Origin of the sequence: Bacillus cereus group sp. BfR-BA-01360, assembly GCF_022663595.1 — a bacterium.
In the GTDB taxonomy this organism is placed as follows: Bacteria; Bacillota; Bacilli; order Bacillales; family Bacillaceae_G; genus Bacillus_A; species Bacillus_A cytotoxicus.
Genome location: NZ_JAKUFV010000011.1, coordinates 59,407 through 81,904 on the forward strand (window position 1 = coordinate 59,407; position 22,498 = coordinate 81,904).

Here is a 22,498-nt window from a genome sequence, read left to right on the forward strand (position 1 = left end):
AGGACCCGTTTATTTATTGCCTTTTAATAATCGTAAGCCATTAAGGATGACGAGAATGGTACTTCCTTCATGCCCGATTACGCCGAATGGAAGAGCTAAAAGTTGTAAAAAGTTAGAGCAAATAAGCATAGCAATGACGGTTAAAGAAAAGATAACGTTTTGTTTTACAATACGATTCATTCGTTTTGATAACCGGATGGCTTGAGCGAGACGAGATAATTCATTTTTCATGAGAACTACGTCGGCAGTTTCTAAAGCGACATCTGTTCCTTCTCCCATTGCCACTCCAATGCTGGCAGTCGCTAATGCAGGAGCATCATTAATGCCATCTCCAACCATTGCTACGGTTCCATATTTTTCTTTTAGTTGTTTCACTGTTTCTACTTTCGTTTCCGGTAAACAGGATGCGTAATACTCTTTTATATTACTTTCTGTTGCGATCGCCTTAGCTGTTTGTTCATGATCTCCAGTAATCATAATGGCTTCCACACCAATGCTTTGTAAATCACGAATAGCTGCAATTGTTTCTTGTCGAAGCGTATCTTTTAAAGCAATAAGTCCAAGAATGCATTCATCATCACGAATATAGACAACCGTTTTACCTTCTTGTTCCAGTATAGTAGAAATACCGTTATGGAATGTTTTTGTATCTTCACCTATAAAATCTGCTTTTCCGATTTTATAAGCTTTGTTTGCCACTATTCCTTTTAATCCAAATCCAGTGACATCTTCTACATTTTCTGGTTTGTAGAGTGTAATGTCATATGTTTGTTTAGCATATTTAACAATTGCTTCTGCTAAAGGATGGGTAGAATGACTTTCAATTGCTGCTATGATAGAAATCAATTCTTTTTTTGCTATTCCTTCGCGCACATATATGTCGGTGACGATTGGCTTACCTTGTGTTAATGTTCCTGTTTTGTCAAAAGCAATTGCTTTAACAGAAGCAAGGCGTTCTAAATGAATACCACCTTTAAACAAAATACCGTTTCTTGCACCATTAGAGATTGCTGATAAAGTTGCTGGTGTAATAGCAGCAACAAGCGCACAAGGAGAGGCAACGACAAGTAAAATCATTGCACGATAAAATGTTTCATTCCAGCTCCAATCTAATAAAAAGTGAGGAACAAACATCATAAGAGCAACAACAAACAATACGCCTTTTACATATGTTCCTTCAAATTTTTCAATAAATAGTTGTGACGGTGATTTTTCACTTTGTGCATTTTGAACGAGGCGGATGATTTTTTGGAACAATGTTTGATCGCTACGTTTTGTAATATTTACTTCAATTGCACCACGTAAATTGACAGTTCCCGCAAATACTTCATCACCCAATTTTTTTTCATTTGGAATTGGTTCACCAGTAATCGCTGCCTCATCAATATTGGTCTCACCTTTATGGATGATGCCATCAGCAGGAACGCGCTCACCCGGCTTAATTAAGATCGTATCATTCACTTGTAATTGTTCCACAGGAATGCGTTCTTCGTTGCCATTTGAAATGCGCAAGGCTTCCTCAGGTTGTAAGTCCAAAAGTGCTGAAATTTCTTTGTGACTTTTGTTTAACGTGTAAGATTCCAAAGCACCACTTAAGGCAAATATAAATATGAGGATAGCGCCCTCTGTCCAGTATCCAATAATAGCAGCGCCGATAGCAGCAAAGAGCATTAACATTTCTACATTTAATTCCTTCTCAGCAATCGTATCTTCAATGCCTTCCTTTGCTTTGGCATACCCTCCAATTATATAGGCTAAAATGTAAAAGGTTACGCCAACTGTTGCCATTTCATTTTTTGTGAATAACCAGCCAGTTAAAATGAAAATACCTGATAGGATTGCAAAGATGAGTTCATAATGGTCTTGCAATGTTTTCAACCAAGATAAGGGAGATACATTTTTTGTTGGTGGTAATGTTTTTACTTCTGAGTTCATCCTTATTCACTCCTTCTAAATTCTTATTGAGAAAAAGAATCAAAATCGAAATCCTTATAAAACGACGAAAGCTGCCATCCATACGGATAGCAGCACTTTTTACAGAAATTAATTTTAATAGTTATTATGTTGTAATTGCTATATATTATATCACATGTTTTCTTTTTATGATACGTTTTTACTTATACAAAACATTGAAAAACTTGTGTTTTTTCTTTTTCTTTGATATATATGAATATTGTTTGTAAAAAGATCGGGAAGGAAGACAACAAGTGAAGACAGAGAAATTTTTTACTCATCCGATCGGTGTATGTATCGCTGCTATAGCGGCGACATTTTTATGGGGAAGCGCCTTTCCCTTTATTAAATTAAGTTATGCCGAACTCGGAATTCAGCCGCATGAAGTAGGAGAGCAAATTTTATTTGCTGGTTATCGCTTTTTCTTATCAGGAGTAATCCTTTTATTCTTTTTTAAAGCGTTAGGAAAGGATCTGTACTTCAAAAAAGAAACAACAAAGCAAGTAGTACAAATCGGGTTATTTCAAACGTTTTTGCAATATGTATGTTTTTATATCGGCATAAGTTACAGTTCTGGTATTGAAGGCGCCATTATTTCAGGAACATCTTCGTTTTTTCAAATTTTAATTGCGCATTTCTTGTATAAAGATGATGCGCTCAATATAAGAAAAATAATTGGTGTTTCCATTGGTTTTTGCGGTGTAATTTTAGTGAATGTACCAAGTGATGGAAGTTTTACATTCCATTTTGGAATCGGGAGTGTATTACTTCTTGGAGCAGCGATGATGTATTCATATGGGAATATACTTGCTAAAGAAGGTAGTAAAACATTAGATGTTGGATATATGACAGCATATCAAATGATTTTCGGATCCATTGGGTTATTGTGTATTGGTATATTTCAAGTTGGATTTATGCCGTTTATATTTACTACTAAGGCCTTTTTTATGTTCCTTTATTTATCATTCTTATCGGCAGCAGGCTTTTGTATATGGAATACAGTTATGAAATATAACAAAGTAGGAAAAGTGTCGATGTATATGTTCTTTATCCCTATGTTTGGCGTATTGTTATCTAGTATGATGTTAGGAGAAGCAATCCATTCGTTTGTATTATATGGGCTAGCTTGTGTTGCAGCAGGGATTATTGTCGTAAATCGTACACCTAAGGAACAAGAGATAAAGAAAGAAAAGAAAGTAGCGTAGAAAAGTCATGAGGAGAGTCGATACTAAAATGTTATAAAAATTCCTTGTTATTGTAGCAGAAGAAAAAAATAATATATGATCGATTCGAAATGAGATATTGACTAATCGACAAATCTCGTCCCCTCACCGCTACGAAAACATAGAGAAAGAGCTCGTTCAAAAGCGATAATTTTGAACGGGTTCTTTTCTATTTGACGAAAAAACAGGAAAAAAGATATTATATCACGAAAAAAGATAAAGAGAACGCTATTTTTATGTAGAAGAGAGTATTGGATGAGACAATTAGAAGATTTTGTCCTTATGTTATGTAAAAGCAAAATGAGAAAATGAGCACATGTTCATGATTGGAGTTTATACGTTGGAAAATGAAAGAATATGTGTCATTCATTGAGGAGAACGTATTATGAATGAAATTTATCTTTTATTAACTGGACAAATTATTTTTTTTGTTATTGGTGCGATTTATGCCATTGTGCAAACAAATCAAGTGCAGGAGAATAGACCGCTACCATTAGCTGTTCGCTTAGTACTTAGTTTTTCCTTAACTGTGAGTGCGATATGGATGTTACTGCAAGATCCTTCTATTGAATATCGTCGATGGATTGCAATTGGGATGACCTTGTCTACAGTAGGTGATTTATTTATGGCTGGGCTTATTCCGTTTGGTCATCGATTAATAGGGGGAATGATTACTTTTGCAATTGCGCATTGTTTTTATGTAACAGCATTTTTGCAAGCAGGTATTTCATGGATTGGTTTTGGAATAGGGCTATTTGTATATGGTTTCTTGTTAGTCTTTGGGTGGTTCTTTTTTATTCGGAATCCAAATCAAGATAGGTTATTTACTCTTGGAGCACTTATTTATGGAGTATGGGTGGGAGGTATGGCTTGTTTTGCATTCGCATTAGATGATACAGCTCATACTATGTGGTGGTTACCGGCGCTTGGTGGATTTTTATTTGTGATTTCTGATTTTATTATTGGAGTTACAGAGATAGGTGCAAGAAAGATAAAATATGACCCACTTTTTGTGTGGTTAACATATGTTGCTGCACAAATGTGTATTATTTATGCGGGAATATAAAGAAGAAGGACTGCGAGTGAAGTAGTCCTTTTTGTAGCGAGATACCGAATTATAAGGAATATAGAAACAAATATGGATGGGGGAGAAAGGGGAAGGAGATGGAAAAGAAAAAACATTTTCGTGAATTGTTTGAAGTATTTGCGATTGCATGTTTACTAGCTTTTTTAGCAAAAGTGTTTTTATTTTTTCCGACCACTGTAAATGGGGCATCAATGAGACCGGCTTTGGAAGATGGTGATAAGGTCATTATTAATAAATTAGCAAAGAGATTTGAAAGCTATGATAGGGAAGATATTATTGTAGTGAAGACAGATAATTTTTATGTGAAGAGAGTGATTGGATTACCGGGAGATGTAATTGAGATGAAAAATGATCAATTATATATTAATCATCAAGTGCATAGTGAACCGTATTTAGAGAAAAATCGAAAACATGCTAAGCAACTCCTTGTTCATTTAACAGAAGACTTTGGGCCAATTACTGTACCAAAAAATAAAATCTTTGTTATGGGAGATAATCGTTTAATTAGTAGAGACAGTCGGAATGGTTTAGGGTTTATTGATAAGAAGCAAGTATTAGGGACACTGGTTGCTATTTATTATCCTTTTCATCATATGAAAATTATATAGAAATGATGGAAAGAATCCCCCAAACAATTCTGAAGAATTGCTTGGGGGCATATTTAAGTAGTTGGAACTTCATGATGTCCCTTTTTATTTAACATAAATTTATATTGGAATAGCTGTAATTTAAATAGAGATAACGGATCATGATAAGTTTCTGGGTTTGTTCTTAATTTTGTTAAATTATGTTCATCCTCTTCAATTTCTCGATGAGCTGCTTCTACAGTTTGTTTTAAAATGCTAAGAGGATCTTTAAAGAACATCATAATGTCGCGTTCTAATGCACTTTCGAACAATTCAAATTGCAGGAAGAATTGTGTAGAAATAGTTGTAGCCACATCTGTATAATCTTCCGTTTCAATATATTGTTTATATTTATTAGAGAGAAGAGGTTGATTTTTATTTCCAAACAGTTTTCCAGCACTCTTTAAGAAAAATTGTGTTGGTGTAAAACGTAGTAATATGTTGACATTATCGACTTTGATTCGGTGCGTCATTCTTACAACATCCCTGCGCCAATCATCTAGAAGTTTGAAATCACATGGTAATTGCATGCGTTCTTCTTCGTATAGTTTATTAAAGGTTGTACTCATTTCATCTAAGTAAGATTGACCTTGAATAAACTCATTATGAGCTGTTTCAATCCATTCTTGAATCGATTTTGTAAATTTAGGTAGTAGCACTTGTTGTAAATGTTTTTGAATTCGTTCATTCATTGCATCATTTATTTCCTCATGAACCGATTTAAAATCACTATCTTCTTGAACGAGATCAGAACAACTTTGTAACAACTCTGGAATTTGAGCATGTATATCATGTATAATTTCTTCTTTTGTTAATCGGTACGAATCTGTAATCGAACGGATGGTATCTGCTTGGATTGTAGTGAGATTATTCAGAAAACCATTTAATTTTACTAAAATATGCTTATTCCAACGAATTGATTTTTCTAATGTATTTTCTAGCTCGACACGTTCGTTTATGAGATATGTAATGGTCTTATGAATAAACCATAACAGTTTTTCTATGCGTTCTTGAGTTATATCTCTCTTAGCGATATTTGCAAGAATAGAATCAGTTACATCGCTTAATTCCTGACTATTTTCTTGTAGCGGTGAATAAGGAAAGATTTGTGCCGATGGGAAGTACGCATGTATCTTATTTTCAATTTCATTAATCATTTGCTGTGCTGTCTCTGCATGAATATTTGAATCTAGTTTATTTCGTATAAATTGAATTTGTAAATTAGGCATTTGCTCTTGCATATATACCAATGTATCGAGTTCTTCATCCGATAATGGTGAAGATGTATTGATAATATAAATAAGACTATCGGTTGCTTGCAAATATTCAAGAGCCGTATCCTTCATATGTAACGCTTGTTTAAAGTTAGGTGTAACAATGAATGAGAATTTATTTTTTCTTAAAAATCTACATGGTAGTTTGAACTCGACACAGTTCTTTCTCGTTTCTTCTTGAGAAGGTGTCATCATCATATTTTGAAATGTATTCACGTCCGAAACACTTCGAATTGTTAAATCTGTAAATTCGTTTATTTCCGTTTGAACATTGTCTTTAAAAATGATAGGAGCCGACTGGTAATCCCCTAATATGTCTTCCCCTAGTATTGAATTCATAAATAACGATGTATCGAGGTTGCTCGTTCCGGCTATCAGAAATTGTTTTACTTGTAAATTAGAAAGACCGCGAACAAGTAATGTGAATTGATGTGGTAAATCTACATCATTGTTTTCTGCCCATGTAGCAATTGTTTCAAATAGCGTAGAAATATCATCTATATTCATTTCTTCATTAGCCTCTAAATGAGACAGAATAGCTTTAGCACTTTTTACAAGAAGTGAATCTAAAGTTTTAGGAGCGACTTCATCCCAAGCTAATACCGCAGCGGAAACAAATAAAGAATTTTCCTTTTTGGTAATACTGAACCAATTTGTTAATAAATTTGGAATGCTTCCTTGTAATTCATGCATGAAGTGCTGGCCTGTAATTAACTTACAATATGTTTCTTGATAAAGGATAGAAATTTCATTCCAGTCCTCGGAAGGACCTACTTCTAAATGGCAGAATAAATGATTCACTGTTTGGATCCATGTTAAATAGTTTGGTTCTTCTCGGTAGCTATTCCACAGTGCTGAAATGAGTTCTTTAAATTGTGCTTGATCAACTGTATATAAGGTTTTTAATGCTTCATAAAAATATTCTGGTTTCATATTTTTTGTGAAACCTAGATTGATATAATGAATCAAAATATCAAACCAATGTAAAGATTTGGTTCGAATCCCTTCATGTATTGCAAGTTCAATTGCGTTGTTCCAATCTTCTTGTTTTTCATAGAAGGAGCGAGCGATTGTAGTAATATTAGGATAATCAGGCTGGAATGAAACAGCTTCATTAATCGTTTTAAAAGCCAAACCTAATCGATTTTGTTCAAGATAAAGAGAAAAGAGTTGTAAAGCAACTTCCATTGTAAGTGTTATATTTTCCGTTTTAATAGAAGTATAAATTTCTTCTGCTGTGGAAAGGAAACCTAATTCAAAATAAGCATCACCTATATTTTTCTTTGCCCAGAAAGAAAGTTCATTATTTACTTTTTCCCATTTAAAAATAGCAGCTTCAAAGTCTTTATGATGAAAATAAACTTCACCTTGTGCAAAGCGAATATTTGATATGTTGGCAAATTCGTTTTGGGATTCATTTATGTATGCTTCTCCAAGAATTTTTTGGGCATCAGTGGAGGTTTGTTCTGTTAAAAATGTTTCATAATATATCTTTTGAATGAATTGTTTTTCTGTGGTCATGTTATTTCCCCCTATATAAATTAGAAAAATGATTTGTTATGTAAAAAGGGTGCATTTTCATTTAATGGATAGAATTTGCATTTTATCGACCAAAATATATTTTTTCAGTTATATCATTTTTCTGAATAGTGAAACCGATGCTAACAGTAACTTTCTTTCTATTGTAACAAAAAAAATCGTTTATGAATTTTTATTTTTTAATGACTTTACAAAATGAGATGTATATGAAAAATGAAAGAATAGGAGTAGAGTTCATTATAAAAAACATGTATAGTGAATATGTATACCATGTTTGCTACAAAATGAGAAAGGGCATAATATGGAATAACGATTGTACATGGGATGTGTCATCCGAATGGAACAACATATTGCTGAATTAATCACACAATACGGATATTTTGGGATTATTATCGCTTTAGCTGGTGGAATTGTCGGGCTGCCGATACCAGATGAATTTCTCTTAACCTTTATTGGGTATAACATTTCAAAGGGTGTTATGTCAGGACCGGCAGCGTTTTTAAGTGGGATGGCAGGTGCGATGCTTGGAATTACATTAAGTTATTTATTAGGTTTAAAGCTCGGCTTACCTGTATTGAAAAAATATGGTCCTAAGATTCGAATTAAGGAAAAACAAATTGAAAAAACACATATTTTGTTTGAAAAATATGGTCCATTTCTTTTACTGGTAGGATACTTTATTCCAGGAGTGCGTCATTTAACAGCGTATTTTGCTGGAGTGTCCAATCTAACTGTATGGCGCTTTTGTTTATATGCATATAGTGGTGCGCTTATTTGGATTAGTGTTTTTATCGGACTTGGTTGGAAATTGGGAGAGAAGTGGCGTTTTGTTGAATATAGCTTACATCATTATGGAATTTGGATATTAATTATTTCAGGACTAATAACAATTGCAGTTTGGTTTTATTTAAAAAGAAGAAGAAACCGCTCATGATAAGCGGTTCTTTAGCTAAAAGCGATGAATAAGACACCAGTTGTAATACATATAACACCGATTCCGGTCATGAGATTTATTTTTTCACCTAGAATGATCATCGCTAGGAGAATTGAGATGACTACACTCAATTTGTCAACAGGACCTACTTGCGAAACTTTCCCTGTTTTTAAGGCAAGAAAATAGAATAGCCATGATGAAGCACCTGCAATACCACTTAATGTGATGAATAGCAGTGCTTTTTTATTAAGGAGAACATCTCCAATGTTTTGGAATTTTCCTTGTACGATAATAACTCCGATCATAAATAATGCCATAATGATTGAGCGGATGGTTGTTGCGACATTTGCATCAATGCCATCTAAACCGATTTTCCCGAATATAGATACGAGAGCTGCAGCAATTGCTGATAATAGTGCGAATAATAACCATGAACTCATAGTAAAACTCCTCCCATCTTTTAGTATTATACATGAAAATCATTCTCATATATAATAAGATAGGAAAAGAAAAACCCACTTTATTACTTTTAAGGTGGGTTTTTCTTCGTATTATTCTACAATTTCTTCGTACAAAAAGTACGTTACATTATAAATGTGCTCTACTTCCTCATCTGTCATAAACAGCAGGTCTGTACGTTCGATTCCTTTTTTCTTTTCAATAAATTCAATCATATTTTTCCGTTCTTCTCTTTTCATATTTTGTTCTCCTCCTAAACTGTTTTAATACAGCTTATTTAAGTTAATATTTATTATATAACAGAATCTTTAGAAAGTTCCAGCTTTTTTATCTTTTTTTACCATAAGTTTTCGACAAAACAAGCTTTTTTTAAATGGAATTGTGATGAAATAGAACCAGTTAGGAGAATACTAATAAATAGTGAGGATATATGATGGAAGGGTGAACAGGATGTTTAATAAAATTTTTCTTATATTGACAATTGTTGGGGTACCGCTTTCAATTTTAGGAAAAACAATGCACTGGCCACAAACAATTATGTTTGCTGTCTATTGTTTAACAATTGTTGCTTTAGCTGCTTTTATGGGAAGGGCAACTGAAAGTTTAGCAATTGTATCAGGTCCAAGAATTGGAGGGCTATTGAATGCAACTTTTGGAAATGCAGTAGAACTTATTATTTCTATTTTTGCTTTACGAGCAGGACTGATAGAAGTTGTATTAGCCTCATTAACAGGGTCTGTTCTTGGAAATTTATTATTAGTAGGAGGTCTTTCTTTTTTTGTGGGGGGACTGAAATATAAAAGACAAAGTTTCAATGTGTATGATGCAAGGCATAATTCAGCATTATTAATATTTGCAGTCGTTGTTGCTTTCGTTATTCCAGAAGTCTTTTCAATGAAAATGGACATTGAAAAGACACATCAATTAAGTATTGGCGTTTCCATTATTATGATCATTATGTATTTAGCAGCTCTGTTTTTTAAATTGGTTACACATCGCGGTGTATATCAGCATAGCAGTGATGATGCAAAACATGAAGAAGAACCGGAATGGTCAAAAGGAAAAGCATTGCTTATTTTAGCAATTTCAACAGTGGCAGTTGCTTACGTTTCAGAAGCACTTGTGCATACATTTGAAACAGTCGCAAAATCTTTTGGGTGGTCAGAATTATTTATTGGGGTTATTATCGTTGCCATTGTTGGGAATGCTGCTGAACATGCTTCGGCGATTATTATGGCATATAAAAATAAGGTAGATATCGCTGTTGAAATAGCGATTGGTTCTACTTTACAGATTGCCATGTTTGTTGCTCCTGTACTCGTGCTACTTTCAATGTTCTTCACGATAAAAATGCCATTAGTATTTACAGTGCCAGAACTCATCTCTATGATTACAGCTGTATTTTTAACCATTGCAATTTCCAATGATGGGGATACAAACTGGTTTGAAGGAGGCACTTTATTAGCTGCTTATTTTATTATGGGAATTGGTTTTTACTTGTTGTGAAGAAAGGCGGATAACAATGAGGAAGAGAGAAAAGAATAAATAAAGTAAATCATTTTGATGCTGTTAATTAGGAAGGAGTCAGACAGGTGAAAAGAGTGTACAGTATATGGCTTTTAACAATAGCCACACTAATATTATTATTTCCTTGTAATAGTCTTGCCAAGACGACGTTGCAAGTTAAGATGCCATCATCTGTTTTAAATATTTCAAAAGATAATACGTATTCAAATGAAACACAAGATTTACCACGTTTGCAACCAAGTAAGCTTGCGCAAGAATTGTTAAAAACATCAAGTATTAAAATTGAAAATCCAGATTTAATTCGGATGTTAAATGAAACTTCAATTTCAAATGCACCACTTGCAATCGGATATAAAGCAAAAATTTATTTAGGACAGTGGCCATTACATTATGAATCAACAGATACAACAATGAATTGGGAATATAAACAAGTAAATCGTAACGTGTATGATAATAGAGGAGTAGAGGCGGTGCATCCGCTTCGCTATAAGCAGGAGATTCAAAAAACGATAGAAGGAAATCTAACATCGCCTATTAAAGATGCGGCAGATGTGAAAGCTATGATGTTGTTAAAGGCTTCTGAAAAAGTTCAATTGCCTCTTTCTTTTAAAACCACAATTGGATATGGAACTCATCATGAACGAGTGTACAAAATTAGTCCGAAACAAATGGGATATTTATATGCGTATGTGCCAGCGGTAAATGAAAAAGGAAAAGTTACGTTTGGTGAGGTATATCTTGTTTTGAAGGGCAATCAAAAGAGATTGGTTGTTAAAAATGTAACATCACAAGGAATTGGAGCCGCTATTCCAATTCAAGATTATTTATCCTTTAAATTCATCCCATCACCACATCCGCAATAGAAAAAACGTCAGCTATAGGAAGCTGACGTTTTTCTTACAATGTAATCTTCGCTTTTTTTGTTAAGAAATCTTCATTTTGATAGTAACTATTTTTGACAAGAATATTTGGACCAAGGCATTTTACAGCTGGACAATGGCAGCTTAATGATTTTGCTGTTTTGGAACTGTACCATTTGTCGTATGCTTCTTGTAATGTATTTGTTTGTACATTGCCGAGAACGGGAATATCGCCAAAATCAGTAACGATAATATTGCCATCAAAGATATTTACATTTAAGCGGGAGCGCCCATCTGGATCATTACGAACAGTTACATTTTTGCTCTCATGCAGTTTTTTTAGAGTAGCTAAATCACGTTCATCATCGCTACATGCATAAAATGGTAGCGTTCCGAATAACATCCATACGTTTTCATCCCGAATAGCTAATAGATGTTCAATTGCGCTTCGGATTTCAGCTTTTGTTAGAATTTCAAGATTGCTAGCAAAGTCACTTGGATACATTGGATGTATTTCATGACGCTTACATCCCATTTCTCCAACAATTTGACGATGAATGTTTTCAATATGTGGTAATGTACGTTTATTTAACATTGTTTCTGCGGAAACGATAACACCGGCATCTGATAAAGCTTTACTATTTGTAATCATGCGCTCAAACAGTTTTGCACGTTGTTCATAAGTAGGTTTGCGGGCCATCATTGCAAAACCACCTTCAACGAAATCATCAATCGTTCCCCAGTTATGTGAAATATGCAACACATCTAAATAAGGAATAATTTGTTCGTAACGGGCTAAATCTATAGTTAGGTTTGAATTAATTTGAGTGCGAACGCCTCGTTCATGGGCATATTTTAAGAGTGGTGTTACATAGTTGTCGACGGATTTTTTTGACATCATAGGTTCTCCACCAGTGATGCTTAGAGAACGTAAATGAGGCACCTCATCTAATCGTTTTAATAAAAGCTCCATTGGAAGCGGATTTGGATCTTTAGGTTGCAGTGTGTACCCAACAGCGCAATGTTCACAGCGCATATTGCATAACGTTGTCGTTGTAAACTCAACGTTTGTTAATAGTAATTTGCCGTACTCTTCAAGGTCCATATACGCTTCCCATGGATCGTAAGAAGGAGTAATCGGCTTCATTGTTTGTGATATACTCATATGAAATACTCCTTTGACTATTGGAATAACAATTTGTCCATTCTCTATAATAGAAGAATATAGACATTTTATAAAGTGAAACTTTTCATAACAAAAAATTGTAGAGTTACTTAAGACGTGTTAAAAAATAAGAAATTTTTTTATATTTTTATTTGTATAGAATAATATTATGTACAAAAATTGATAAAAAGGCATGTTCATGTCAATCATTTTTGCGGTATAATGAAAACAACTCGAATAAAAAGGAGAGTGCTTTCGTGGGAAAAGCAATTCATGATAAAGATTCGCAATTAGTATATTTAAAAGAACGTTTAAATATGTTCATTGAAGTAATCGATTCAATTGAACCAGAAGAAGTGGAATTAGAAGATGTAGATCGTCTTCTTGCAATGTTAGATGAATTAGAACTAAAATGTGAGCAATTTAAAAAAGATTAATAATATATGAAAGTGACCACCAATGATATGTTGGAGGTCATTTTTTCTTTTATAGAAGTTCAAGTTGGTGAAGGCTCATAATCAGTGGGGAGTGAAGTCCCTCTTACTGATTAAAGTTGTACTTTATCATTTTAGAAACCAGAGAGAATTTGTTTTATCAAATAGAATGAATATAAAAAAAAGGGTATAATCAAGTTGTGAAAAATTTCATTTTACTTTCAGATGATAGACATACAAACAAGGAAGGATAGAATGAAGTTTTCATCTAACGACGTTTTGGTAGCGTTCACAATTGAGGGGGAAGTAACAATGGAAAAGCTTCAAGAAAGCATGTATCAACTTATTGTTGAAACGTCGACGAATTTACCAAAGGATGTTCGTCGTGCAATTCAACAAGCAAAGGAACGAGAGAATGCAGGGACTCGTTCCGCGATGGCACTTGGCACAATTACAAAGAATATTAAAATGGCAGATGACAACATTTCGCCAATTTGCCAAGATACAGGGATGCCAACATTTAAAATCTATACACCAGTTGGTGTGAATCAATTAAAAATGAAAGAAGCTATCTATAGTGCGCTTGAGCAGGCGACCAAGGATGGAAAATTACGTCCGAACTCTGTCGATTCCCTTTTTGGAGACAACAGTGGAAACAACTTAGGGCCCGGAACACCTGTTATCAAATTTGAACAGTGGGAAAAAGATTATATCGATGCTCGTTTAATTTTAAAAGGGGGCGGCTGTGAAAATAAAAATATTCAATATAGCTTGCCTTGCGAACTAGAAGGGCTTGGACGAGCAGGACGTGATTTAGAAGGGATTCGTAAATGTCTTCTTCATGCGGTATATCAAGCACAAGGACAAGGATGTAGTGCAGGTGTAATTGGTGTCGGTATCGGGGGAGACCGCACGTCGGGATATGAATTAGCTAAAAATCAATTATTCCGTCCATTAGATGATGTGAATCCAATTCCAGAATTGCAGAAATTAGAAGAATATGTATTAGAGAATGCTAATAAACTTGGGATTGGTACAATGGGATTTGGTGGAGAAACGACTTTACTTGGTTGTAAAATTGGAGTATACAATCGTTTGCCAGCGAGCTTCTATGTGTCTGTAGCGTATAATTGTTGGGCATATCGCCGTCTTGGTGTAACACTTCACCCAGAAACAGGTGAAATTATCGAGTGGTTATATCAAGAAGGAGAAGATACGCTTCAACAAGAGGCTGTACAAGAAAAACAAGAACAACGTGAAATCGTATTACAAGCCCCAATTACAGAAGAACAAATTCGTGAACTGCGCGTTGGGGATGTTGTAACAATTAACGGTATGATGTACACAGGTCGTGATGCGATTCATAAACATTTAATGGATCATGACTGCCCTGTAGATTTAAATGGTCAAATCATTTATCATTGTGGGCCAGTTGTAGTGAAAGATGAAAATGAGAACTGGAAAATTAAAGCGGCAGGCCCAACAACAAGTATCCGTGAAGAACCATATCAAGGAGATATTATGAAGAAATTCGGTATCCGTGCAGTCATTGGTAAAGGTGGTATGGGTGCAAAGACATTAGCTGCACTGAAAGAACATGGCGGTGTCTATTTAAATGCAATTGGCGGTGCTGCGCAGTATTATGCCGAATGTATTAAAGAAGTAAAAGATGTAGATTTTCTACAGTTTGGTATTCCAGAAGCAATGTGGCATTTACGCATTGATGGTTTTAAAGCAGTTGTAACAATGGATTCTCATGGTAATAGCTTGCATGCTGACGTGGATAAAACATCACTTGAAAAGTTGGAGGAGTTCAAAGAACCGGTATTTAAATAAAGAAAGAAAAAAATGCATCTCGAGTTACTGGAGATGCATTTTTTGGTATATGTAGAAAAATATGCTCAGCATGAAAGGAAGATTAAAAACAGAAACTACCGATACGATGACATATGGAAAGGAGAGTATGTATGAAGTTTAGATATTTATATATAGGTCTCATTTTAATGATTATAATGGCATTTGTACCGAAGTTTGCTTTTGCTTATACGAATGAGGCGAATCATTGGGGAATCCCGCGAGCTAAAAGCGAGACTCCGCCGGATGCGGGGAAAAAGTTTATGGATTTACTTCGTAATAATGGTGGCTTTTATTTAGGCGATACGACTAAAAAAGATATATATTTAACATTTGATAATGGCTATGAAAATGGATATACTGAAAAAATTTTAGATGTATTAAAAGAAAAGAAAGTACCAGCGACATTTTTTGTAACAGGACATTATGTGAAAGGGCAAAAAGATTTATTAAAGCGAATGGTAAATGAAGGACATATTATTGGTAACCATTCACAAACACATCCGGATCTTACAACCGTCAATGATGCAAAGTTAAAAGAAGAGCTACAAAGTGTAACAGATGAAATTAAAAAAGTAACAAAGCAAAAGGAAGTAAAATATTTACGTCCTCCGCGCGGTATTTTCAGTGAACGCACATTGGCGCTTGCAAAAGAAATGGGGTATTACAATGTATTTTGGTCACTTGCTTTTATTGATTGGAAAGTAGACGAGCAAAGAGGATGGCAATATGCATATGATAATGTGATGAATATGGTTCATCCAGGTGCGATTATTTTATTACATGCCGTATCAAAAGATAATGCAGAAGCCCTTGCGAAAATCATTGATGATTTACGAGAGAAAGGGTATCATTTTAAAAGTCTAGATGATTTAGTAAAACGCAATCAACCGTAAGCATGTATGCTTGCGGTTTTCTCATGCTATAATGATGTGTAAAAAGGATGGGGAAACGTATGTGGAGTGAACATGTTACGTTAAAGAGTCCGTACCATTTTGAAGAAGTATTAAGACGCTTATCTTTTGATCCATTACATCGTGTTCAATTAGATGAGAAAATCGTGTATGTTCCACTGTTTATAAATGGAGAACAAATTGTTGTTCGCATACAAGGGCTAGGAACAATCGAGAAACCACAATTTTGGATTTCGAGCGAGACAGGTCAGCGCGAACAAGTTATGGAACGGATTTATACTATCTTCCAGTGGAATGAATCTTTGCAAAAGATACAAGACCATTTTCAAAACACATCACTACATCCACTTTTTGAAACATATGCGTATACACCGCTTATTTTAGAATTTGATTATTTTGCTTGTCTGCTTCGATGTATCATTCACCAACAAGTTAATTTAAAGTTTGCTACTGTTCTTACGGAACAATTTGTAAAGACATATGGAACAGAGAAGAATGACGTTTTCTTTTTTCCAACGCCAGAAAGAGTAGCAAAGATTTCAATAGAAGAACTTAGAGGACAAAAGTTTAGTCAACGAAAAGCGGAGTATATGATCGGATTAGCAAAACAGATTGTGGAAGGTAAGCTTAATTTGTCAAAGTTAGAAAAACAAACAGAGGAAGAAGTTTCTGCACAATTGTTACCAGTACGAGGAATTGGAGCATGGACAGTGCAAAATTTTTTATTATTTGGACTTGGGCGTCGAAATATGTTTCCCAAAACAGATATCGGAATTCAGCGTGCACTACAAAGATTATTTCAATTAGACAATAAGCCAGATGATGCACTTTTAGAACAAATAAAACAAGAGTGTGAACCATACTGTAGTTATGCAGCGTTATATTTATGGAAAAGTATAGAGTAGAGGTGTAATAATCGTGCAAAAGCAACATGAAAGCAAATTGCAAGTTGGCCAAACGTTTCCAGTGACCATTAAGCGTCTTGGGATTAACGGAGAGGGCGTTGGTTATTTTAAGAGACAAGTTGTCTTTATTCCAGGAGCATTACCAGGTGAAGAAGTGGTTGCAGAGACAACGAAAATTCAGCGCGGTTTTGCGGAAGCAAAAGTGAAAAACATTCGTAAAGTTTCCCCACATCGCGTGAAAGCTCCGTGTCCAGTATATGATAAATGCGGTGGTTGTCAGCTCCAGCATTTAGATTATGAGGAGCAATTAAATCAGAAGCGTGATATCGTTGTACAAGCATTTCAAAAGTATATGAAGAATAGTTTGGAAGAGAAGATTCGCCCGACGCTTGGTATGAAAGACCCATGGCACTATCGTAATAAAAGTCAATTACAAGTAGGAAGAAAAGACGAAAAAGTTATTACAGGATTATATGAGCAAAATTCACATCGTCTAATTGATATTGCGCATTGTATGATTCAACATAAAGCAACAAACGAAGCGACGAAAGTCGTTAGACGTATTTTAGAGAAGCTAAACATTTCTATTTATAATGAGCGGAAAGGGAAAGGGCTTATCCGTACAATTGTTACACGTGTAGCAGTCCAAACAGGAGAAGTGCAAATTACGTTAATTACGGCAAAAGACGAATTTCCAAATAAAGAGCAGTTTATTGCAGAAGTACAAAAACAAATGCCAGCTGTGAAATCTATTATGCAAAATGTAAATGGACGTAAAACATCTGTTATTTTTGGGGATAAGACGTTCCACTTAGCTGGGAAAGAAGTCATTCAAGAAACGCTCGGCGATTTATCATTTGAATTATCAGCGCGTGCCTTTTTCCAATTGAATCCAGAGCAGACTGTTGTTCTTTACAATGAAGCGAAAAAAGCAGCAGCATTAACAGGAAAAGAAAAAATTGTAGATGCGTATTGTGGCGTTGGTACGATCGGACTGTGGCTTGCAAACGATGCAGCGGAAGTGCGCGGTATGGATGTCATTCCAGAAGCAATTGCAGATGCACGAAAAAATGCAAAACGCCACGGATTTACAAATATGAAATATGAAGCAGGGAAAGCTGAACAATGGTTACCGAAATGGGTAAAAGAAGGCTGGCACCCAGATGTAATCGTGGTGGATCCACCACGTACAGGTTGTGATGATAAATTGCTTGAAACCATTTTAAAAGTACAACCAAAAACAGTTGTATACGTTTCTTGTAATCCATCTTCACTAGCACGCGATGTAAAAACATTAATGAAGAGCTATGAAGTGGAATATGTACAGCCAGTGGACATGTTCCCGCATACAGCACATGTGGAGAATGTGGTTAGGCTTGTTAGAAAATAAGGAGAATAAAATGAACAACTACAAACTCACAATTCAATATGACGGCGGACGCTTTAAAGGCTGGCAGCGTCTTGGTAATAACGATAATACAATCCAGGGAAAAATTGAAAGTGTACTGTCAGAAATGATTGGACAAGAAATTGAAATTATCGGCTGTAGCAGAACAGATGCTGGGGTACACGCTCTAAACCAAGTAGCGAACTTTAAGGTCGATGAAAAATTAGTGGAAACGAAAGTGAAAAAATATTTAAATCAATACTTACCAAACGATATTAGCATCACGGATGTGGAGCAGGTTCCTGAACGTTTTCACGCTCGCTACAACTCAAAGACAAAAACATATTTATATAAAATTTGGAATGAGGAACATACGAATCCATTTATGCGTAAATACAGTATGCATGTTCCTAAAAAGTTAAATGTTGAAAACATGAAACAAGCAGCTCGCTATTTCATTGGTTCGCATGATTTTACTGCTTTTTCAAATGCGAAATCAAAAAAGAAATCAATGGTTCGGGAAATATACGTACTCGATGTTTTTGAAAGCGAAGGGTTTATTCAAATTCGAGTGAGCGGAAATGGTTTTCTTCACAATATGGTAAGAAAAATTGTTGGAGCATTAATTGAAGTCGGATTAGGACAGCTTGATGCTGAAGCAATTCCGCAAATTTTAGAAGCAAAACAAAGGAATCAGATTAATTGCCTTGCGGATGCGAATGGATTGTATTTAGAAAAGGTTGATTTTTAAATGGTGAAAGAGACTGTAAAATTGCAAACAGTCTCTTTTTTTGCAGGCTTGTTTATAGAGGTAAGGTGACGAATTTTGTTGTCTGGTCGATATAGCATGGAAAAACTGTCTCCAAACTGTCATGTTTTATGATAGTTTGGCACAGGTTCCATTATATTCTCTACAGCTCTTTCCGCAAATGAGCTAGCTTTTCTTTGACTAATTCAACTGCGATTGCATCATCTAAATAACCAATAGGAAATATATAATCTGGGATAATGTCTGTTGATAAAACAAAATACAATAAAGCACTTCCGATTACAGCACGTTCTGTTTCAGAAATCGTATCTTTGCAAAATTGTTGATACATTTCTGTTAGTTGCTCAATAAAGGGGCCTGTGCTATCAATTTGCTTTAATTTTGTTGAGAAGCTTTCATGAATACGCATTTGCCCTTCTGTCGTTTGCGCATACCGTTCATAGTTTTCCAATTCTTGTTTGACGCGTATTGTTGTGTAATCATAATCAAAAAGGTTCGATGACTGTAGGGTATCTTGAATCGTATCAATGGAGTTATACATATCGATTTTTTCTTTTTTGATAGGGGAAGAAGCTGAATGCAGTGCATCATATAACAGTTGTGGTGGGACTTTTAAACATTCAGCGAACTTTTGTAAGTGTTTTTGCTTTGCTTGTTGTTTACCACTTATAATTCGTGAAATCGTTGATGGATCAATATTTGTGAGTGTTCCTAATTGACGCATAGATAGATTACGTTCTTTTAATAATTTCCTTAGTAATGCGCCAAGCTTATCATTCGGATTTTCCGTAGACATAGTTTAGCACTCCTTCTTGTTTCGAAAGTGTTGAACAAATGTTGAGTTTTTATTATCAGTATATGAACCTGACAGGCACAATTGCTCAATATTTGCATAATATGCATGGAAAATAGCAATGAAGGAGTGAATGTTGATGAGTTCGGCAGGATTATTTTCTATTTTATTAATAGGGATTGCTTCTAATTTAGATAATGCGGGTGTAGGAATTGCATACGGGATTCGTAATATTCGTATTTCTTGGTTTAACAACTTCATTATCGCTTTTTTCGGATTTCTTTTTACTTTGTTAGCTGGTTTATTTGGGAATTGGATTTCATTATTTATTTCAGATTTTATGGCAAATTTAATTGGAGCGCTTGTTCTTGGAAGCATTGGAATCTTTGTTTTATGCCAGCCCTTATTAAATAAATCAGCAGAAGGATTAGAGAAAGAGAGGAGTATGATAGGCATATTACGTAATCCAGAGAATGCTGATTTTGATGGCTCAAAAACGATTTGTTTTTCTGAAGCACTTGTGTTAGGTGTTGCATTGTCAATTAATAATATTGCCGGAGGATTTGATGCGGGAGTAACTAATTTAAATCTTTGGTGGACGGCTATTATTTCAGGAGCATTTAGTTTTATTTGTATTAGCGCTTTTTCTTATATCGGAAAAAGATTTTTTGCAGAATACTTAGGAAAATGGGCGACAATCATTGCTGGGATTTTATTGATTTTAATCGGAATTGATCAATTAATGTAAACAGGATACAGAAAAATAAAATTCGAGTATTTCCTTGGGAATACACCAAAGTACTGCATATATCGACACCTTTTTCTTCATACTAATATTGATTTCATAACTAGAAAGGGGGATGGATATGGGACGTGGCAAAGCATTTGACCATAAGAAAAAAGGGCATGATCATCAGCCGCCTAAAGGAGCATTCATTCATAAGGATGTAAATGAGCATACGTTAGAAGAGGAAGAATTACCTGTTAATATTGAAACGTATAAAAATAGTTTAAAGAAACATTAAAGCACCTATATAGGTGCTTTTTTAGCGGATATCTTCGATTAATTGTTGGGATTCTTCATACATTTCGTATTCACTAAGAACTTGAATACAGCGCCATTTCAACTCTTCAACACTTTGTTCAAGCTCTTCTGGAAGGACATGAAGAATGTCCTCAAGGCTCATTCCGAAATGAATGAGTTCTAATACTTGATCATCAATATTACGATCCATTAATAACTCGAGGACGTCTAAATTAAATATGTATCGATGTGCTTCATCTAGGGAAACAACTTTTAGCTTTAAGCTTTCTACAATACTAAGTATAAAGAGAAGGATTGTTTTTTCCAAAACAGGCTGCTTAGCCATTTGGAATATCAATTTCATTTTTACACCTCCACCAAGTATAGCACTAGGTTGTACTATATTATTCAGAAGTGAGTGAAATATGCATAATAAAAAGAGGGTACCTTATTTTACTAGAAATAAGGTACCTCTTTTGAACATTGTCATTAAAAAATACTCCAGCCTTCTTGAGCTGATAGCAGTTCTAATATTTTAAATCCAGCGATGCTATTTCCGTTTTCATCTAATGCTGGCCCGAAAATGCCAATGCCCATTTCTCCTTTGACACAGCCGAAAATGCCGCCAGCAACACCGCTTTTTGCGGGGATTCCAACACGGATGGCAAACTCTCCAGATTCATTATACATACCGCAAGTTACCATAAATGTTTTACAAATTTTCGTAATATGTTTTGGGATAATTTGTTTTTGTTTATAGGGATCATAGCCATCCATTGCAAAAATTAAACCGATGCGTGCTAAATCAATACAATTCACTTCAATTGCACATTGGCGTGTATATAAATCCATTAGTTCTTCAATATCGTTATCGATAATACCATTTTGCTTCATGTAGTAACAGAGCGAACGATTTAAATAAGCCGTTTCTAGCTCGGAAGTAGCAACTTTTGCAGAATAATGAATAGTAGGATTATCCGTGATTTCACGTACGAAATTGAGAATTCGTTCTATTTTTTCTTCGTTATTCGCTCCTTTCAGCATACTTGTGATTGCTAGTGCACCTGCATTAATCATTGGATTAAGGGGTTTAGAAGGGCTTGTTGTTTCTAATTTAATAATGGAATTGAATGGATCCCCCGTTGGCTCCATTCCAACTTTAGAAAATACATATTCTTCACCGCGGTCTAACAGGGCAAGAGCAAGTGTAATTACTTTTGAAATACTTTGAAGGGTAAAAAGCATTTGGGAGCTCCCAGCATGAACATACTCGGTTTCTTTATGGTAAATTGCAATTCCTAAATCGTCTGGATTTGCATTTCCTAATTCGGGGATATAAGTAGCAAGTTTCCCTTTTTTTGTATATGGTTTGACTTGTTCTAACAACTGTTTTAAGTTGTTTGTTTCAACACACTGCATAATACCAACGCTCCTATTTTGAATGAACTAAGTTTACTATTCCCGTGTGTGGTGGGAAATAAATAATACCATGAAAAGGTGGAATGATAAAATAAAACTTTCATACAATCAGTTATCTTTTCTCTTGCTATTTATGGATTGTGCAGCTCTAAAGTAAAGAAATAAGCTAAGAATAGGGATATTTGTAAAAGTTAGGTGGTTTAAATTGCTTTTTGTAGAATCATTTGGAAGATATAATATGTCCATAAAATTTTCAAAATAAAGCTACACATCTATACAACTGTATGTTATGATGGTTTCAAAAGATAAAGCGTTTTCTTAAATATGTATATAATGGTAACGATTTCAGAAA

The 22,498-nt window shown here is 34.8% G+C and carries 22 protein-coding genes; 14 read left to right on the forward strand and 8 right to left on the reverse strand.

Features of this window, described 5'->3' with window-relative positions; translation table 11 throughout:
• Positions 1-9: 9 nt before the first annotated feature.
• Entirely contained in the window at positions 10-1,935 is a 1,926-nt protein-coding gene (locus tag MR056_RS12175; protein ID WP_087097648.1) for a heavy metal translocating P-type ATPase, read from the reverse strand.
• 272 nt (positions 1,936-2,207) lie between these two features.
• Between MR056_RS12175 and MR056_RS12180 the strand changes: the two genes are divergently transcribed.
• The 3 genes from MR056_RS12180 (at position 2,208) to lepB (ending at position 4,871) form a co-directional block, all read left to right on the forward strand.
• Positions 2,208-3,158 (forward strand): DMT family transporter, encoded by a 951-nt coding sequence (locus MR056_RS12180; protein ID WP_087097650.1) that lies wholly within the window; start codon positions 2,208-2,210, stop codon positions 3,156-3,158.
• A 403-nt stretch (positions 3,159-3,561) separates the two neighbouring features.
• Positions 3,562-4,242: a lysoplasmalogenase gene (locus MR056_RS12185; protein WP_011983513.1), complete on the forward strand. Its 681-nt coding sequence runs from the start codon at positions 3,562-3,564 to the stop codon at positions 4,240-4,242.
• Between the two features lie 98 nt (positions 4,243-4,340).
• Positions 4,341-4,871 (forward strand): signal peptidase I, encoded by a 531-nt coding sequence (gene lepB, locus MR056_RS12190; RefSeq protein ID WP_011983514.1) that lies wholly within the window; start codon positions 4,341-4,343, stop codon positions 4,869-4,871.
• A 53-nt stretch (positions 4,872-4,924) separates the two neighbouring features.
• Here the strand turns inward: lepB and MR056_RS12195 are convergent, their stop codons facing one another.
• Positions 4,925-7,684 (reverse strand): tetratricopeptide repeat protein, encoded by a 2,760-nt coding sequence (locus tag MR056_RS12195; protein ID WP_087094414.1) that lies wholly within the window; start codon positions 7,682-7,684, stop codon positions 4,925-4,927.
• Positions 7,685-8,039: 355 nt separating this feature from the next.
• Between MR056_RS12195 and MR056_RS12200 the strand changes: the two genes are divergently transcribed.
• Entirely contained in the window at positions 8,040-8,636 is a 597-nt protein-coding gene (locus MR056_RS12200; protein WP_087094415.1) for a DedA family protein, read from the forward strand.
• An 11-nt stretch (positions 8,637-8,647) separates the two neighbouring features.
• On the opposite strand, the gene MR056_RS12205 is transcribed toward MR056_RS12200, so the two are convergent.
• Together MR056_RS12205 and MR056_RS12210 are read right to left on the reverse strand one after the other, a co-directional pair.
• Complete coding sequence (locus MR056_RS12205) at positions 8,648-9,076, reverse strand: EamA family transporter (protein WP_011983517.1); 429 nt, start codon at positions 9,074-9,076, stop codon at positions 8,648-8,650.
• 111 nt (positions 9,077-9,187) lie between these two features.
• Positions 9,188-9,334: a BH0509 family protein gene (locus MR056_RS12210; protein WP_011983518.1), complete on the reverse strand. Its 147-nt coding sequence runs from the start codon at positions 9,332-9,334 to the stop codon at positions 9,188-9,190.
• Positions 9,335-9,545: 211 nt separating this feature from the next.
• Between MR056_RS12210 and cax the strand changes: the two genes are divergently transcribed.
• Positions 9,546-10,601, forward strand: coding sequence for a calcium/proton exchanger (gene cax / locus MR056_RS12215; protein ID WP_011983519.1), 1,056 nt, complete (start codon positions 9,546-9,548; stop codon positions 10,599-10,601).
• An 86-nt stretch (positions 10,602-10,687) separates the two neighbouring features.
• Positions 10,688-11,485, forward strand: a complete 798-nt coding sequence (locus MR056_RS12220; RefSeq protein ID WP_041809408.1) for a YfkD famly protein — start codon at positions 10,688-10,690, stop codon at positions 11,483-11,485.
• A 34-nt stretch (positions 11,486-11,519) separates the two neighbouring features.
• Here MR056_RS12220 and yfkAB read toward each other — a convergent pair whose 3' ends face one another.
• Complete coding sequence (yfkAB, locus tag MR056_RS12225) at positions 11,520-12,647, reverse strand: radical SAM/CxCxxxxC motif protein YfkAB (protein ID WP_011983521.1); 1,128 nt, start codon at positions 12,645-12,647, stop codon at positions 11,520-11,522.
• 257 nt (positions 12,648-12,904) lie between these two features.
• Between yfkAB and MR056_RS12230 the strand changes: the two genes are divergently transcribed.
• The 6 genes from MR056_RS12230 (at position 12,905) to truA (ending at position 18,892) form a co-directional block, all read left to right on the forward strand.
• A complete protein-coding gene (locus tag MR056_RS12230) occupies positions 12,905-13,084 on the forward strand; it encodes an SE1561 family protein (protein ID WP_011983522.1) in 180 nt (59 codons plus the stop codon).
• A 309-nt stretch (positions 13,085-13,393) separates the two neighbouring features.
• Positions 13,394-14,917: a class I fumarate hydratase gene (gene fumA, locus MR056_RS12235; RefSeq protein WP_087097652.1), complete on the forward strand. Its 1,524-nt coding sequence runs from the start codon at positions 13,394-13,396 to the stop codon at positions 14,915-14,917.
• 131 nt (positions 14,918-15,048) lie between these two features.
• A complete protein-coding gene (gene pdaA / locus MR056_RS12240; RefSeq protein ID WP_011983524.1) occupies positions 15,049-15,831 on the forward strand; it encodes a delta-lactam-biosynthetic de-N-acetylase in 783 nt (260 codons plus the stop codon).
• 59 nt (positions 15,832-15,890) lie between these two features.
• Entirely contained in the window at positions 15,891-16,754 is an 864-nt protein-coding gene (locus MR056_RS12245; RefSeq protein ID WP_048724252.1) for a DNA-3-methyladenine glycosylase family protein, read from the forward strand.
• A 10-nt stretch (positions 16,755-16,764) separates the two neighbouring features.
• Complete coding sequence (gene rlmD, locus MR056_RS12250; RefSeq protein WP_048724251.1) at positions 16,765-18,144, forward strand: 23S rRNA (uracil(1939)-C(5))-methyltransferase RlmD; 1,380 nt, start codon at positions 16,765-16,767, stop codon at positions 18,142-18,144.
• Positions 18,145-18,154: 10 nt separating this feature from the next.
• The gene (gene truA, locus MR056_RS12255) at positions 18,155-18,892 is read left to right on the forward strand and encodes a tRNA pseudouridine(38-40) synthase TruA (protein WP_087097668.1); all 738 of its coding nucleotides are present in this window, start codon (positions 18,155-18,157) and stop codon (positions 18,890-18,892) included.
• Between the two features lie 160 nt (positions 18,893-19,052).
• Here the strand turns inward: truA and MR056_RS12260 are convergent, their stop codons facing one another.
• Positions 19,053-19,706: a helix-turn-helix domain-containing protein gene (locus tag MR056_RS12260; RefSeq protein ID WP_087097654.1), complete on the reverse strand. Its 654-nt coding sequence runs from the start codon at positions 19,704-19,706 to the stop codon at positions 19,053-19,055.
• Positions 19,707-19,842: 136 nt separating this feature from the next.
• On the opposite strand from MR056_RS12260, the gene MR056_RS12265 reads away from it, so the two are divergent.
• Both MR056_RS12265 and MR056_RS12270 read left to right on the forward strand, forming a co-directional pair.
• Positions 19,843-20,451, forward strand: coding sequence for a manganese efflux pump (locus MR056_RS12265; RefSeq protein WP_011983536.1), 609 nt, complete (start codon positions 19,843-19,845; stop codon positions 20,449-20,451).
• Positions 20,452-20,569: 118 nt separating this feature from the next.
• On the forward strand, positions 20,570-20,728 hold the full coding sequence (locus MR056_RS12270) for a hypothetical protein (protein WP_000532411.1): 159 nt from the start codon (positions 20,570-20,572) through the stop codon (positions 20,726-20,728).
• 21 nt (positions 20,729-20,749) lie between these two features.
• Here the strand turns inward: MR056_RS12270 and MR056_RS12275 are convergent, their stop codons facing one another.
• Complete coding sequence (locus MR056_RS12275) at positions 20,750-21,091, reverse strand: DUF3969 family protein (RefSeq protein WP_011983537.1); 342 nt, start codon at positions 21,089-21,091, stop codon at positions 20,750-20,752.
• 125 nt (positions 21,092-21,216) lie between these two features.
• Complete coding sequence (glsA, locus tag MR056_RS12280; protein WP_011983538.1) at positions 21,217-22,146, reverse strand: glutaminase A; 930 nt, start codon at positions 22,144-22,146, stop codon at positions 21,217-21,219.
• Positions 22,147-22,498: the final 352 nt, after the last annotated feature.

Excerpts from the sequence above, each read along its gene's own strand:
- MR056_RS12175 (WP_087097648.1), bottom strand. The coding sequence starts at position 1,935 with ATGAACTCAGAAGTAAAAACATTACCACCAACAAAAAATGTATCTCCC.
- MR056_RS12185 (WP_011983513.1), top strand. The coding sequence starts at position 3,562 with ATGAATGAAATTTATCTTTTATTAACTGGACAAATTATTTTTTTTGTT.
- lepB (WP_011983514.1), top strand. The coding sequence starts at position 4,341 with ATGGAAAAGAAAAAACATTTTCGTGAATTGTTTGAAGTATTTGCGATT.
- MR056_RS12195 (WP_087094414.1), bottom strand. The coding sequence starts at position 7,684 with ATGACCACAGAAAAACAATTCATTCAAAAGATATATTATGAAACATTT.
- MR056_RS12200 (WP_087094415.1), top strand. The coding sequence starts at position 8,040 with ATGGAACAACATATTGCTGAATTAATCACACAATACGGATATTTTGGG.
- MR056_RS12205 (WP_011983517.1), bottom strand. The coding sequence starts at position 9,076 with ATGAGTTCATGGTTATTATTCGCACTATTATCAGCAATTGCTGCAGCT.
- MR056_RS12210 (WP_011983518.1), bottom strand. The coding sequence starts at position 9,334 with ATGAAAAGAGAAGAACGGAAAAATATGATTGAATTTATTGAAAAGAAA.
- cax (WP_011983519.1), top strand. The coding sequence starts at position 9,546 with ATGTTTAATAAAATTTTTCTTATATTGACAATTGTTGGGGTACCGCTT.
- yfkAB (WP_011983521.1), bottom strand. The coding sequence starts at position 12,647 with ATGAGTATATCACAAACAATGAAGCCGATTACTCCTTCTTACGATCCA.
- fumA (WP_087097652.1), top strand. The coding sequence starts at position 13,394 with ATGGAAAAGCTTCAAGAAAGCATGTATCAACTTATTGTTGAAACGTCG.
- pdaA (WP_011983524.1), top strand. The coding sequence starts at position 15,049 with ATGAAGTTTAGATATTTATATATAGGTCTCATTTTAATGATTATAATG.
- MR056_RS12245 (WP_048724252.1), top strand. The coding sequence starts at position 15,891 with ATGTGGAGTGAACATGTTACGTTAAAGAGTCCGTACCATTTTGAAGAA.
- truA (WP_087097668.1), top strand. The coding sequence starts at position 18,155 with ATGAACAACTACAAACTCACAATTCAATATGACGGCGGACGCTTTAAA.
- MR056_RS12260 (WP_087097654.1), bottom strand. The coding sequence starts at position 19,706 with ATGTCTACGGAAAATCCGAATGATAAGCTTGGCGCATTACTAAGGAAA.
- MR056_RS12265 (WP_011983536.1), top strand. The coding sequence starts at position 19,843 with ATGAGTTCGGCAGGATTATTTTCTATTTTATTAATAGGGATTGCTTCT.
- MR056_RS12270 (WP_000532411.1), top strand. The coding sequence starts at position 20,570 with ATGGGACGTGGCAAAGCATTTGACCATAAGAAAAAAGGGCATGATCAT.
- MR056_RS12275 (WP_011983537.1), bottom strand. The coding sequence starts at position 21,091 with ATGAAATTGATATTCCAAATGGCTAAGCAGCCTGTTTTGGAAAAAACA.
- glsA (WP_011983538.1), bottom strand. The coding sequence starts at position 22,146 with ATGCAGTGTGTTGAAACAAACAACTTAAAACAGTTGTTAGAACAAGTC.